12 protein-coding genes are annotated in these 13,955 nt (G+C 67.7%); 1 reads left to right on the top strand and 11 read right to left on the bottom strand.

What is annotated here, in order from left to right:
• Positions 1-168 precede the first annotated feature (168 nt).
• The gene (locus tag FZ983_RS31570; protein WP_149228626.1) at positions 169-1,080 is read right to left on the bottom strand and encodes a hypothetical protein; all 912 of its coding nucleotides are present in this window, start codon (positions 1,078-1,080) and stop codon (positions 169-171) included.
• Positions 1,081-2,437: 1,357 nt separating this feature from the next.
• On the opposite strand from FZ983_RS31570, the gene FZ983_RS31565 reads away from it, so the two are divergent.
• Positions 2,438-3,445, top strand: coding sequence for a C-terminal binding protein (locus FZ983_RS31565; protein ID WP_149228624.1), 1,008 nt, complete (start codon positions 2,438-2,440; stop codon positions 3,443-3,445).
• A gap of 33 nt (positions 3,446-3,478) precedes the next feature.
• On the opposite strand, the gene FZ983_RS31560 is transcribed toward FZ983_RS31565, so the two are convergent.
• The 10 genes from FZ983_RS31560 to FZ983_RS31515 all read right to left on the bottom strand — a co-directional run bounded on the left by FZ983_RS31560 (position 3,479) and on the right by FZ983_RS31515 (position 13,924).
• On the bottom strand, positions 3,479-4,543 hold the full coding sequence (locus FZ983_RS31560; RefSeq protein ID WP_149228622.1) for a malate/lactate/ureidoglycolate dehydrogenase: 1,065 nt from the start codon (positions 4,541-4,543) through the stop codon (positions 3,479-3,481).
• On the bottom strand, positions 4,540-5,820 hold the full coding sequence (locus FZ983_RS31555) for a threonine synthase (RefSeq protein ID WP_247884063.1): 1,281 nt from the start codon (positions 5,818-5,820) through the stop codon (positions 4,540-4,542). The genes FZ983_RS31560 and FZ983_RS31555 overlap by 4 nt, the downstream gene beginning before the upstream one ends.
• Positions 5,821-6,735 (bottom strand): ABC transporter permease, encoded by a 915-nt coding sequence (locus FZ983_RS31550; protein ID WP_149228620.1) that lies wholly within the window; start codon positions 6,733-6,735, stop codon positions 5,821-5,823.
• Positions 6,732-7,580: an ABC transporter ATP-binding protein gene (locus tag FZ983_RS31545; protein ID WP_149228618.1), complete on the bottom strand. Its 849-nt coding sequence runs from the start codon at positions 7,578-7,580 to the stop codon at positions 6,732-6,734. The genes FZ983_RS31550 and FZ983_RS31545 overlap by 4 nt, the downstream gene beginning before the upstream one ends.
• A 4-nt stretch (positions 7,581-7,584) precedes the next feature.
• On the bottom strand, positions 7,585-8,616 hold the full coding sequence (locus tag FZ983_RS31540) for an ABC transporter substrate-binding protein (RefSeq protein ID WP_149228617.1): 1,032 nt from the start codon (positions 8,614-8,616) through the stop codon (positions 7,585-7,587).
• Positions 8,617-8,750: 134 nt separating this feature from the next.
• The gene (locus tag FZ983_RS31535; RefSeq protein ID WP_149228615.1) at positions 8,751-9,953 is read right to left on the bottom strand and encodes an acyl-CoA dehydrogenase family protein; all 1,203 of its coding nucleotides are present in this window, start codon (positions 9,951-9,953) and stop codon (positions 8,751-8,753) included.
• Between the two features lie 30 nt (positions 9,954-9,983).
• Positions 9,984-10,982, bottom strand: a complete 999-nt coding sequence (locus FZ983_RS31530) for an ABC transporter substrate-binding protein (protein WP_149228613.1) — start codon at positions 10,980-10,982, stop codon at positions 9,984-9,986.
• A gap of 37 nt (positions 10,983-11,019) precedes the next feature.
• A complete protein-coding gene (locus FZ983_RS31525) occupies positions 11,020-11,805 on the bottom strand; it encodes a class II aldolase/adducin family protein (RefSeq protein WP_149228611.1) in 786 nt (261 codons plus the stop codon).
• 27 nt (positions 11,806-11,832) lie between these two features.
• Positions 11,833-12,792 (bottom strand): D-isomer specific 2-hydroxyacid dehydrogenase family protein, encoded by a 960-nt coding sequence (locus tag FZ983_RS31520; protein ID WP_149228609.1) that lies wholly within the window; start codon positions 12,790-12,792, stop codon positions 11,833-11,835.
• Positions 12,793-12,799: 7 nt separating this feature from the next.
• The gene (locus FZ983_RS31515) at positions 12,800-13,924 is read right to left on the bottom strand and encodes an LLM class flavin-dependent oxidoreductase (RefSeq protein WP_149228607.1); all 1,125 of its coding nucleotides are present in this window, start codon (positions 13,922-13,924) and stop codon (positions 12,800-12,802) included.
• Between the last annotated feature and the right edge of the window lie 31 nt (positions 13,925-13,955).

The following is a 13,955-nucleotide window of genomic DNA, read 5'->3' as shown; positions in this document are numbered from 1 at the left end:
CACAGAGCCTGCTCTTACAGAAAAATCGGATCTTCGTCCTGCCTCAGTCGCGCGGCGAGTTCTTGCAGGAACTTTCGAGCATTGGCCAGACAGCCGGCCCCGGACTCGGCCGGCGTAATGGGACTAATGCCGTTGACCTCGCCCGACCACGCGCAAATCGGCTGACGCTCAATCGCGACGCAGCGCTACAACGTTGCCTCCAACCGTCACCTGGACGACCGGAGCCGGCGGCGCGCCCTCGCCCGACCAGGCAACGACGGTGGCGGGGATCGCCGTTACCTTGCCAGACCGGTAGCGCCGCGGGTGGCCGCGGCGCCAATGCGGCTTCGGCGTCCGACGTTCACGCCCGCCGGTGCCGGTCGGCTCATCACCAGCGCCACCGGTGGGCAGGGCCACCGTCTTCGGCAGCCGCAGCCGGACCGTCTCGAAGGCGGGGATGGGCGCCGCGCCGCGGCTCACCCGTGCCCTGTTCAACGCTTTGGGCGCTGCGACGGTTTCGCGCTCGACGGCCGGTGAGTTGATCACGGCCAGCAGCCCAGACAGGAAATAGCCGGCCGTTGAGAGCACTTCGTGGCAACCATTGCTCCTGTCCGCGTCATCCGGCGGCGGGCCCCAGAGAGCAAGCCCGCGCTCGCCCATCGGGATTTCGCCAACGCCGAAGCCACCGATCCATTCGCCGAGTTCGGCCGTGCTGGTCGTGAAAAGGGTAAACCGGATGTCACCCGTGTCGGACGCCTGCGTCGCGTGGATGATGTAGACGTGGATGGTGTCCGTCTCACTGGTGGACGGATCGATCATGACGGAGTCGGTGACTTCGATAAGCATCGATGGATAAGGCAGCCGCAAGCAGCTGGCCTTCTGCATCTCCTTCGCCGTCTCGATCAGCGCGTCGTCGTAAAAGGTGATGATGTCTTCCTGCATGACGAACAGAGGCTTCTCCCAGAAGGTGAATCCCAGGAGCATGCTCCTGAGCAGGAAGCCCTGATCGTCCAACTTGGAGGCGTTGATGATCCGCTTCGACGCCTGACGCAGGGCATCGCAGAGATGGTGGGCATAGGGCTGCTTCATGGCGGTGCTCATGCGGTCTTGCTGAACCAAGCGTCGGTCCCGCCGACGCGGCGTTGGACGGGCCGGTGAGTGGACGCGCTGTAGACGAGCGGCGTCGCAGGGAGCGACAGCGAGAGGTGCATGCTGGGGCGGAGCTTTCCTAGTCGGAAGGACCGGTCCTCGGGACCGGGGCGAGCGCCGCGCGCCGCCATGTCCCGATTTGGCGATGCGCCACGGCAGGCAATCCCGTCCGGCGCAGAGCAGCCATGCGCGCGGCGCAGTGACCCGCCACTTCCCCCGCGACTACGGCCTGTCGGCCCCCCCATGCCGCACGCCGGCTCCTCTCCCGAGGCGCGACGCCAGGGGACTATCTGATGGGCCTGAACGCCTAGACCTTCCGGGGTAGAGCCGTTACCACGCTCTTGAGATGCCGCTGGCCGGTGCTCTGATGGATGTGCAGCGCTGCCGCGATGGTGTTGACAGAAATCGGCAGGTCCGCTGCGCGTCGCTCCGATATGCAGGTCATGATTGCGTCGCGCGTCGCCTGCTGCCGCCGCGCCGCGGCATACCGCCCACCCGCCGTCATCCGGTCAGCCGGCGGAAGCGAGCGATCTGCGTTCATGGTGCCGCAATGAGGCCGAGCCGCCCGATCCGCGCGTGGCTGAAGCTTGTAGCGACAGAATTTCGCGACGGATCGCGCGAGAGCGGCGATCTCGCAGGTGGGTAGGGGTTCGGCAAACGTATTGTGCTCCTCAAGCCACCCGCGCACCAGAACCTCGAGGATCTGCCAGCAGCCTTCCTTGGCGGTCTGAGATGACGCGGCGGCTTCGCCGTCGGCATCACCGGGGCCGCGGCGCCGAGCACGAGAATCGGGGCGGACCGCCCGCCGTGAAACAGACGCCCCGCAACGTTCACCACGCCGAGCGCTGGTCGCACAACCCGACCGAACGACGGACCGCCAAGAGCCCAACGCCGACCGACCGGCGCATACGGCGCGATGCCACCCGCCGCGACTGGGACTTCAGGACCGGTGGGGTAGGAGACGATGAGGCGCGAGTTTGACCGGTGCTACTGGGCGATCCAGATACTCCGCCACCGTTCTCACGCTTCGGAGACAGCCGGGCGGGCTTCGCTCTTCTGCGTGCCCGTGTTCTGGCTGAGGCGTAGGAGAATCCCCGGGTCTAAATCCTCTCGGATTTATGCACGTGAAACTTCGAAGAACCAGTATCCAACCGGCACTGACAGAAGCATCTGATTCAGAGAAGGCTCAGGCGGCTATTCACGTGCACGCGTATTTCCCTATAATAGCAATCGACATTTTCTTGAAAACTCTATGGCCCTTTGCGCAAATGGAGCTCATCGACTGAAGCAGCGGGAGGAGCGCCAGAGTATGAAGCCGAAATCAGGACGGTTCATCGTCGGAATCACCGATCACATGATACCGCCCCCGGATTTGGAAGCCGGCGTGTTGGAAGGTGTCGCCGACGTCGATTTTCTCGATTGCCGGCGGGAGGAGGACCTTGATCCGGAGCGCCTCGCCCGCCTGGACGGCCTTCTGGTGTGGAGCACGCGCGTCGGTCCCGCCACGGTCAAGCGGTTGAAGCGCTGCCGGATCGTCGTACGCTTCGGCGTCGGATACGACCGCGTCGATGTCGCGGCGCTGGAGGCTGCCGGGATCCCGTTCTGCAACAACCCGGATTACGGGACAGAGGAGGTCGCCGACCACGCGGTCGCCATGATCCTGTCGCTGCAGCGGCGCCTGTGGGAGCATGATGCCCGGGCCCGCAGCTATACGACCACATGGCAGGCCAACACGCTGACGCCGCTGCACCGCTCCAGCGCTGCGACGGTGGGCGTGGTCGGGGTCGGGCGGATCGGCACCGCGGTGGTCAACCGGCTGAAGGGCTTCGGCTACCGCATCCTGGGCTACGATCCGCTGCAGCCAGCCGGGCATGAGAAGGCAGTCGGCTACCGCCGGGTCCGGCGGCTGGAGGACCTGCTGGCAGACTCCGACATCGTCACCTTCCATTGTCCGTTGAACAGCGAGACCCGCGACTTGCTGAACGACGCGACACTGGCGGCGATGAAGCCGGGAGCCATCCTGGTCAACACCGCGCGCGGCGAACTGTTTGCTGGCCTGGACCCGTTGGAAGCCGCCCTACGCAGCGGCCGGCTCGCCGCCGTCGGGACCGACGTGCTGCCGGTCGAGCCGCCGGCTCCCCATCCGCTGCTCGACGCCTGGCGGGCAGGGGAGGGCTGGTTGGCCGGACGGCTGGTGGTGACCCCGCACAACGCCTTCCACTCCGATCAGGCGGCTGTGGAGATGCGGCGCAACGCGGCGGAAACGGTGCGCATGTTCCTGGAGGGTGGGACGTTGCGAAACAGAATCCGGGCTTGAGCGATCTTGCGCGGGGGCAAATGCTGGTCCCCGCTATCCCTCCAGCAGGCCCTTGACGTCCAGACCGAGCCCGCCGCCGATGCGGTGGAGCGCCACAACCGTGTCGGGATCCAGTGCGATGCCCCGGTCTATGGCGGTCATGCGGTGCAGTGCCTCCGGCTCGCCGGGGATGCTGACGCCGCCGCTTCCGGCGGCTGGGGGCGTATCGGCGACATGATCGAGGACCGCATCCGTCAGCGTCTGCCATTCCGGGCTGGCCACCCGGTTGGGGTTGACGACGAAGGCCAGGGCGTTGTTTACCACCCGCCCCGACCGCAGATTCTCCGGCAGGGCCGGCAATCCCCCGGCCAGCGCACCGGCCAGGATTTCGCAGGCCAGTGCCAAGCCGTAGCCCTTATGCCCGCCGAAGGGCAGGATAGCGCCGGTCGGCTCGCTGAACATCACGCCGGGATCGCGCGTCGGCTGGCCCTCTGGGTCCAGCAGCAGGCCGTCCTCCACCTCCTTGCCCAGCGAGGCGGCGACGCGGCACTTGTTGGCGGCGATGGCGCTGGTCGCGAAATCCAGCAGAAATGGCGCATAACCGGGCGTGCCGGGAACGGCGATGCAGATCGGGTTGGTCCCCAGCCGCGGCCGGCCGCCGCCATGGGGCGCCGCCAGCGGACGGCTGACCACATTGACGAAGAACAGCCCAATCAACCCGGCGTCGATGCACTGCTCGCCATAGGACCCGACGCGGCCGATATGGTGGGCGTTGCGCAGGGCCAGGATGCAGGCCCCGCCGGCCTTGGCCCGTTCGATGGCGAGGTCGGTCGCCTCCCGCGCGATCACCTGCCCGTAGCCGACATCGCCGTCCACCACCAGGAAGGGGGCCTCGTCGCGGACGATGCGGGCATGGCGGTTGGGCTGGAGATGGCCCAGCTCAAGGCTGCGGGCATAGACGGCGATCTGGCAGACGCCGTGGCTGGCATGGCCACGGGCGTCGGCCTCCACCAGATTGGCGGCGACGATGGCCGCCTCCTCCGCCGAGCTGCCGCTGCGCCGGAGGATCGCGTCGAGCGTCGCGACCAGCCGATCTGGGCGGTACCGGACCTCGCTCATCGTCCGCTTTCCTCAAAGAGCGAGTAGTCGATGGGCTGGGTGCGGTCCAGGGTCCGGTGGATCGGCGGCAGCGGGTATTTCAGGCCGGTGGCGCAGTTGAACAGGACGGCGCGTTCCTCCTTGCCGACCCGGCCGTCGGTCAGCGCTTGGCGGTAGGCGGCGTAGGTTGCGGCTCCTTCCGGGCAGAGCAGGAAGCCTTCCTCCCGCGCCACCTCGTTCAGGGCGGCCTGGATGGCGTCGTCCGGCACGGCGATGGCGAAGCCGCCGCTCGCGCGCACGGCGCGCAGGATCAGGAAATCGCCGACCGCCTGCGGCACGCGGATGCCAGACGCGATGGTGTGGGCGTCCTCCCAGCGCGGGGCATGCTCCTCCCCCTGTTCCCAGGCGCGGACCATGGGAGCGCAGCCGGCGGCCTGCACCGCCACCATGCGTGGGCGCCTGGAGCCGATGAAGCCGATGGCCTCCAGCTCGTCGAAGGCCTTCCACATGCCGATCAGGCCGGTGCCGCCGCCGGTGGGATAGAAGATGACGTCCGGCACCTCCCAGCCCAGCTGTTCGGCAAGCTCCAGGCCCATGGTCTTCTTGCCCTCGATCCGGTAGGGCTCCTTCAGAGTGGAGACGTCGAACCAGCCAACCTTCGCCTTGCCCTCGCCGACGATCTTCCCGCAATCGTCGATCAGGCCGTTGACGCGGTAAACGGTGGCGCCCTGCAGCTCGATCTCCGAAACGTTCACTTCCGGCGTGTCTGCCGGGCAGAAGATGGTGGTGCGGATGCCGGCACGGGTGGCGTAGGCGGCCAGTGCCGCCCCGGCATTGCCGTTGGTCGGCATCGCCATGTGCTTGATGCCGAAGGATTTCGCCATCGATACCGCCATCACCAGACCGCGCGCCTTGAAGGATCCTGTGGGCAGCCGCCCCTCGTCCTTCACCAGCAACTCGGCGGCGCCCAGCTTCCTCCCCAGACGCGGCAGCGGGACCAGCGGGGTCACCGCCTCGCCGAGGCTGACGATGTCCTCAACCTTGCGGACGGGCAGAAGCTCGCGGTAGCGCCACAGATCCTGCGGGCGTTCGGACAGCGAGCTCTTGGTCAGGGCCTGCTTCACGCCGTTCAGGTCGTAACGGACCAGCAGAGGCTTGCCGGCGGGCGACAGGTTGTGGACGGTGTCCGCCTCGTACCGTTCGCCGGTGTAGGCGCATTCCAGATGGGTGACGAAGGTGGGGCGCTCGACCGTCAGGTTGGAATCGAAGCGCACGGGATTGATGTCTTGGAAAGCCATTTAGCGGACCATGCCCCATTTGCGGACCGTGTGGACCTCGATCCAGCGGAAGACGACGTTCTCGACCAGCAGGCCGATCAGGATGACGGTGACGAGGCCGGCGAAGACCTTGTCGATGTAAAGTTCGTTGCGGTTCTGGAAGATGAACCAGCCGAGCCCGCCCTTGCCGGACGACACGCCGAACACCAGCTCCGCCGCGATCAGCGTGCGCCAGGCGAAGGCCCAGCCGACCTTCAGCCCGGTCAGGATCGCCGGGAAGGCGGCGGGGATCAGCAGCGTCACGACATAGCGCAGGCCGCCCAGCCCGTAATTGCGCCCGGCCATCCGCAGCGTCTCCGACACCGAGGTGAAGCCGGCATGGGTGTTCAGCGCCAGCGGCCACAGCACGGCATGGACCAGCACGAAGATCAGGCTGACCTCGCCCAGCCCGAACCACAGCATGGCGATGGGCAGCATGGCGATGGCCGGCAGCGGGTTGAACATGGAGGTCAGCGTCGACAGCAGGTCGTTGCCGATCCGGGTCGAGACGGCGACCGTGGTCAGCAGCACGGCCAGCACCACCGCCACCGCATAGCCCTTCAGCAGCACCGACAGCGAGGTCCAGGCCATCGGCAGCAGGCCGTCGCGCCGGATGCCGTCCCACAGCGCCGCCATGGTGTCGGTGAAGGTCGGGAACATCAGCGGGTTGTTCTGCCAGACCGCCGCCGCCTGCCACAGCGCCGCGACCGCGGCCAGAACCAGCAGCCGGCGCAACGCCGTGACGTTGCTCAGCCGCTCCCAGAGCGACAGCGGGCGGGCGACGTCGCCGATGGGGCCGGTCGCGGTGACGGTACGCTCGTATTCCGGGCGAAGCGGCGGCTCACGCCGTCCGCCGGAAGACACGGGACGTCGGGGAGAGAAGGACAGGTCGGTCATGCGTGGGCCCCTTTCACGGCAGCCTGACCGACGCCTTCGACGTCCTCGGCGAACAGCATGGTGTGGATGCGGTTGGTGAGCGCCTGGAACTCCGCTCCGCCGACCGCGCCATGGTCGTAGCCGTCGCAGTTGACCTCCGCCTTCACCTGTCCGGGGTGGGGCGACAGCACCAGGATGCGTGAGCCGACGACCAGCGCTTCCTCGATGGAGTGGGTGACGAACAGCACGGTGAAGCGCAGGTCGTCCCACAGCTGCAGCAGTTCCTCCTGCATCTTGCGGCGGGTCAGCGCGTCGAGCGCGGCGAAGGGCTCGTCCATCAGCAGGATGTCGGGCTCCATTGCCATGGCGCGGGCGATGGCGACGCGCTGCTTCATGCCGCCGGACAGCATGTGCGGGTGAACGTCGGCGAACTTGGTCAGGTTGACCCGCGCGATGCAGTCGAGCGCCTTTTCCTCCGCCTCGCGCCGCTTGGCCTTGCCGCTGGCGAGCAGCGGGAACATGACGTTCTCCTTGACCGTCTTCCAGGGCGGAAGCTGGTCGAACTCCTGAAAGACCATCATGCGGTCGGGACCGGGTTTGGTCACCGTACGGCCATTCAGGCGGATTGCTCCCTCGACCGGCTGGAGGAAGCCGCCGACCGCCTTCAGCAGGGAGGATTTGCCGCAGCCCGACGGTCCCAGCAGGACGTAGCGCTCGGCCTGGAACACCTGGAAATCGACGCGGTAGGTTGCGGTGACGAGGTGCCGGCGCGTCTTGTATTGCAGGGTGACTCCGGAGACGTCGAGCAGCGGGCGTTCGGACAGGCCGTCGTTGTCGATGCTCTGCGGGTAGGTCAGCGCGTTCATCGCCTCAGCTCCCGGCGCCGTCATGCAGGTCGTCAAAGAAATAATCCCTCCACGAGGCCGGCTTGTTCTTGATCGCGCCGACCTTGTGCATGAAATCGGCGAAGGCCTCCGTCCGGTTGGGCGTGACGGTGAAGCGGATGTCGGGGTCGTTCAGCAGGCGCAGGATATAGGCCTTGTCGAGGTTGCCCTTGTTCTGTGCCAGATAGGCGTCCGCCGCGCCGTCATGGTTGGCGTTGATATAGTCCATCGCTTCCCGGAGCGCGTCGAGGAAGGCCCTGTAGGTCTTCGGGTTCTCGTCGCGGAAGGATTGCTTGCTCCAGATCAGGTTGAAGCTGTGCGGACCGCCCAGCACTTCGTAGGAGCTGACGACCTTGTGGATCTTCGGGTCGTCCAACTGCTGGTACTGGAAGGGCGGGCTGGAGAGGTGGGCGGTGATGCCGCCGCTGCCCGACAGCAGGGCGGCGGTGGCGTCGGGATGCGGCATCGACACCGTCAGCTTGTCGAGGGCGTCGAATTTTCCGGCGCCCAGCTCTTTCTCGGCCGCCATCTGCAGGATGCGGGCCTGGACGCCGACCTTCACCGCCGGCAGCGCGATCTTGTCGGCGTCGGTGAAGTCCTTCAGCGATTTGACCTTGGGATTGGCGGTGGTCAGGAACAGCGGCATGTCGTTGAGCGACGCGATCGCCTTCACGTTGGCGCTGCCCTTGGTGCGGTCCCAGATGGTCAGCAGCGGTCCGACCCCGGCCGACCCCAGATCGATGCTGCCGGACAGCAGCGCATCGTTCATCGCCGCCCCGCCGGACAACTGGACCCAGTCAACGGCGATGTCGAGGCCCAATACCTTGCCGTGTTTCTCGATCAACTGGTTGTAGCGCAGCACATGCAGCGGCAGATAGCCGAGGCCATATTGCTCGGCGATGCGGATCCGCCCCTCGGCAGCCGCCGGCGTCGTGATGGCAGACGTCAACAGCAGCCCCATCACCGACGCGGAGAGGACCGCGAAGGCGCGGCGGCTGGGGCGTCCTGGCTGGCGCATAGTGGTGCTCCCCTTAATTCCATAAATCTAGTAGATTTAAGGGGAACACGATTCTTCATGGCCGTCAACACTGTAGAATGTGAAAGGCCACCGAACAAATTTCACACAATCCTGCGCGCTTTTCCGCCGGATGCTCACCGTGCGAGAGCGGCGCGCCCTGCACCGGTCAGGATCATGTCGTTCTGCGGGGCGTGAACGCGGGCGCACAGCACGTCGCGGTGATGGCGTTCCAGCGGGTTGTCGCGCGACAGGCCGGGATTGCCGGTGACCTCCAGCGCCCGCGCCACCGCGTCGATGGCGTTGTTGGTCACCGTGTATTTCACCAGCAGGCTGTCGGTGGAGGAGGGCGGCGACCCGTGGTCGACCGCCGTCGACAGGGAGCGCAGGAGGATGCGGTTCGTCAGCAGCAGCGCCTCGATCCCGCCCAAAGCCTCCTGAAGGCGCGGCACCGTGGCGAGCGACGCGCCATTCAGCCCCGTCGGCTTACGGGCGTGCAGGAATCCGACCAGCCAGTCGCGGGCGGAGCGGGCGATGCCGTCATAGACGCCGCTGAACAGGGTGGACATCCAGGCGGTGGCGACCGCGTCGGGTGCCGCCCAACCGGCCGGCGGGCGCAGTTCGCCGGCATGGTCGTCGGGGACAAAGACGTCGCGGAACACCACCTCGTGACTGCCGCTGGCACGCATGCCGATGTGGTTCCAGGTCTCCCGTACCTCGATCCCCTGTTCCGCCAAATCGGCGCCGCGCGGAACCACCCAGGTGCCCACCAGCGGTTCGGCATCGTCGGTGCGCGCCCAGACGCCGAGCCAGGACAGTGCCGGAATGCCGGTGGAGTAGATCTTGGTGCCGGAGAGGCGCCAGCCGCCCGGCACCTTGCGCGCCACCGTCGCCGGCAGCCCGCCGCGATGGGGCGAGCCCAGTTCCGGCTCCACCCGCAGGATGTTGACCAGGGCGCCGTCGGTCGCCGCGGTGCGGGCGATGCGGTCGCGCAGAGCCTCCGGCCAAGCGGACTCGCGCCAGAGTTGGTTATGGATGACGTATTGCAGCACCAGAACCAGCGCGGTGGACGGCTCGCCCTGTGCGATCCCGTTCACCACCGCCAGCGCGTCAGCAAGCCCACCCCCCTTGCCGCCCGACGCTTTCGGTGTGACCAGCGCCGGAAGCCCCGCCGCCACCAATCGGTGGAAATTTTCGAAGGGGAAGCTGGCGGCGGCGTCATGCTCCGCAGCACGCAGGGCGAACTCCGCCGCCAGCGCGGTGATGAGCGATGAATTGACCGCCGGGGCAGGGGTGGTCTCGCCGAAGGAAGCAGCGAGGGGCAGGTCGTCGAAGGGCATGGCAGGCGGCTCCGCTTCAGTGGAGATGGATCAGGCGAGGTCGACCGTGATGCGCCCGGCGAAGCGCTGGCTGTCGGTGGAGCGCTTGATGACCGACACGCTCTTCAGTTCGTCGGTGTAGAGCGCCAGCTGCTGGCGCAGCTCGTCGCCAATGGGTGTGACGTTGTGGGCATGGCTGCGCAGCATCGCTTCCAGCTCCTCCACCGGAAATTTCGGGGCGAATGGGGCATAGGCGGCGGCTGCAGCGCGCAGGTCGGCATAGGCGGCGTGCTGCGCCTCGATCAGAGCCGTGGTCAGCGCCTTGGCCGCCGGGCGGTTGTCGCGCAGCAGGCTGCCACGCACGCCGACGAGGCAGCAGGTGCGGGTGGCGAACTCGCCGCAGACGTTGTTGGTGATCTCCACCATCTGCGGGTTCTTGGTCTGGCTCCACACCAGCGGATCGCCGTCGGCGATGGCGTGGATTTCGCCCTTCTCTACCGCCAGCCCCAGCAGGTCGGCGGGGAACTGGCGCCATTCGACGTCCTTGTTGGGGTCGATGCCGAACTTGGTCAGCACGACCGAGAAGAAGTTCTTCGACGGGCTGGCCATGTCGCTGACGCCGATCACCTTGCCCGGCAGGTCCAGCACGGTCTTCACCCCTGCCGCCTTCGCCCCGAACAGCCGCATGCAGCCGCCATGCAGGCCGGCAGAGATTTTCACGTCGAAGCCCTGTTCCAGCGGTTTCAGCCAGCGCAGCGCCATGCCGACGCCGGCGTCGGCCTTGCCGGTGGCGATGGCCTCCAGTAGCTGGTCGGTGGAGCCGGTGAAGTTGACCAGCTCCACCTCCAGCCCGTGCTTCTTGAACAGGTCGAGCTGGAAGGCCAGCGGCACGGCGGAGAAGCAGACGGCGCCGGCATTCCAGGACAGGCGCAGCGGCTCCGCCGCCACAGCGCGTCGGCGCAGGACGAAGGGGGCGGCGAGGGCGACGGCGCCCGCGGCGATCAGGCCGCGACGTGACAGGGAGTGGGAAAGGGCCGGTTTCGCGGTCATCGTTTTTTGCCTTGGCGAAGGATGGGAAGGGACAGGGTCAGTCGAGCAGGTCGGGTTCAGTCGCGACGATCCACTCCCACAGCGGGTGGAAGTTGTAGGCGCTGCCCTGGTGGGTGCCGACCTGGGTGCGGGTCAGCAGCGCGGTCTCATGGTCGATGGGTTGGGGGCGGCCGGCGGCCTCCGCCAGCAGCTGGGTGTGGGCGGCGTTGTCGGCGCTGATGAACCACCAAGCGGCGGCTTCCACCGTCGGGCCGACGGTCAGCAGGCCGTGGTTCTTGAGGATCGCCAGCTTCCGGTCGCCCAGCGCCTCCACCAGCCGTTTGCCTTCGCCTTCGGTCAGGACGACGCCTGAATAAGGATCGAAGATGGCCTGATCCTCGTAGAAGGCGGCCGAATCCTGGCTCAGCGGGGCGAGCGGCCGGCCGAGCGCCGACCATGCCTTGCCGTAGGTCGAATGGGCGTGGGCGGCGGCCACCACGTCCGGACGCGCCCGGTGGATGGCGGAATGGATGGTGAAGCCGGCTTGGTTGATGGCGCGGTCGCCTTGCAGGATGGTGCCGTCCCCATCGACCAGATGCAGGTCCGATACCCGGATGGTGCGGAAATGCTGGCCCAGCGGGTTGATCCAGAAGCGGTCGGGATGTTCCGGGTCACGGGCGGTGACGTGGCCGGCCAGCCCCTGGTCGAAGCCGTAGCGGCCGAACAGGCGGAAGGTGGCGGCAAGCCGCTGCTTGCGGTGCTGCCGCTCCTCCTCGACGCTGGTGTAACTGACCGGATCGACCGGCGGCCAGAATTTGCGCGGGCGGGGCTGGATGTGGGTCATCGGGCGGGGGCTCCGTCGGGAAAGGGGTCAGTAGCCGGTGGCGGTGTCCACCACGTCGCGCAGCGGGGCGCCGCGTGCGTAGGCATCGAGGTTGGCGAGGATGCGGTCGGCCAGCCGCTGCTCGAAATCCGGGGCGGACCAGGAGACGTGCGGCGTCAGCCGGATCGACGGATAGCGATAGAAGGGATGGCCGGCGGGCAGCGGTTCGGGGTCGGTGACGTCCAGCGTGGCACCGGCGATCCGGCCGCTGTCGATGGCGGCGAGCAGTACGTGCTGATCGACCAGCGCGCCGCGGGCGACATTGACCAGATGCAGCCCCGGTTTGGCCTGGGCCAGCAGGTGTGCCCCGACCAGCCCGCGCGTCGCCGCCGTCAGCGGCAGGGCCAGTACCAGATGGTCGCTGGCAGCCGCCAGATCTTCCAGCCGGCCGAACGGCTCAACGCCCGCTTCCGGTTCGTCCCAGCGGGAGCGGCGCGGCGCCCCCACGCTCATTCCAAAAGCGAGCGCTCGCTCGGTGATCGCCCGGCCGATGGCGCCGAACCCGGCCAGCCCCAGCCGTTTGCCGGACAGGCTGCCGAGCGTCTTGCGCCGCCAATCTTCCGGCCCTTGCAGGCGGATGGCGTCCCATTGCTTCTCGAAGGTCAGGATCGCCGTCATCACGTAGTCGGCGATGGCGACCGCCGATACGCCGCGGGCGCAGGTGACGACCGGCGCACCATCGAGTAGCCAGGGCGGGTAGAAATCCATGCCTGTAGAGGCCGACTGGATCCAGCGCAGGCCATCTCCCCAGCCGGCGGGACGGGTGGCGGGGGCCTCCTCCCACCCGATCAGTGGACGGGTCAACAGGACTTCGACGCCGGCCGGGACCTCCCAAGGGGCGCGGCCGACCTCATGCGCCAGCACAATGGGCCGGGAAGGGTGGGCGGCGATGCGCTCCCCCACGGCGGGGCCAAGCTGGTTGAGGATGACCGCGGACCGGCCCGCCATGGCGCCGTCACTCCGCCGCGACGGCCTGGGCGCGCCGGCGGTCGGCCACCAGTTGGCGGACGCGCGGCAGCAGGTCGCGTCCGTAGGCGATGGCGTCGGGCAGCGGGTCGAAGCCGCGGATCAGGAAGGTGGTGACTCCGAGGTCGTAATAGTCGAGCAGGGCGTCGGCCACTTGATCCGGGGTGCCGACCAGCGAGGTGGAGTTGCCCTTCGCCCCGGTCAGGGCGGCGATGGCGGTCCACAGGCGCTTGTCGTGGCGGTGGCCCTTATCGGCGATGGCCAGCAGGCGGCGGGCGCCCTCGTTGTTCGGCAGGTCGCCGCGGGTGAAGCCGGTCTTCTCCAGCAGCGCCTTGGCCTTCTCATAGATGGCCTCGGCCTTGGCCCAGGCGGCGTCCTCCGTCTCGGCCAGGATCGGGCGCAACGACAGGCTGAAGGCCGGCTGCGGACGGCCCCCCTTGGCGACGGCGGCGCGCACGCGGGCCAGCAGCTCGCGCACCTGATCATGGGTTTCGCCCCACACCGCATAGGTGTCGGCATGGCGCCCGGCCACCTCAACCGCCGACGCCGACGCGCCGGCGATCCACACCGGAATGCCCGACGGGTTGTAGGGCTTCACCTGCGAGAAGGCCTTCTCGACCTGATAGAATCGGCCCTGATAGTCGAAGGGCGTGTCGCTGGTCCATTCGGCCCGGACAATGTCGAGGAACTCGGACGTGCGAGCGTAGCGGTCGTCCTTGTCGTCCACCGTGTTGCCGTCGCGGGCAAGCTCGCTGCGCTCGGCGCCGGTGATGACGTTGATGGCGACGCGGCCGCGGCTCAGCTGGTCGAGGGTCGCAAGTTGGCGGGCCAGGATGGTCGGCGCCTGGAAGCCGGGGCGGTGGGCGATCAGCACACCCAGCCGGTCGGTGACGCTGGTGATGTGTTGGCTGACCTGCAGGCTGTCGGGCGCATCGGCATGGAAGGCCTGGAGCACGGAATCGAAGCCGCCCAGTTCATGTGCCTTGGCGACCGTCTCGATATAGTCGCGGTCCACCACCGGACCCTGGCGCGGGATGATCTCCGACGCATTGTGGTTGCCGACGAAGCCGACGAAGCGGAGCGGGTGGGCCGACGTGCTGTGGGAGGCGGTCATGGCGGTGGTCCCCTTATTTATGGCTGGCGAG

The organism is Azospirillum sp. B21 (genome assembly GCF_008364825.1).
Lineage (GTDB): Bacteria > Pseudomonadota > Alphaproteobacteria > Azospirillales > Azospirillaceae > Azospirillum.
The sequence above is the reverse complement of the archived record's forward strand: the minus strand, read 5'-3'. Positions and strand labels throughout refer to the sequence as shown.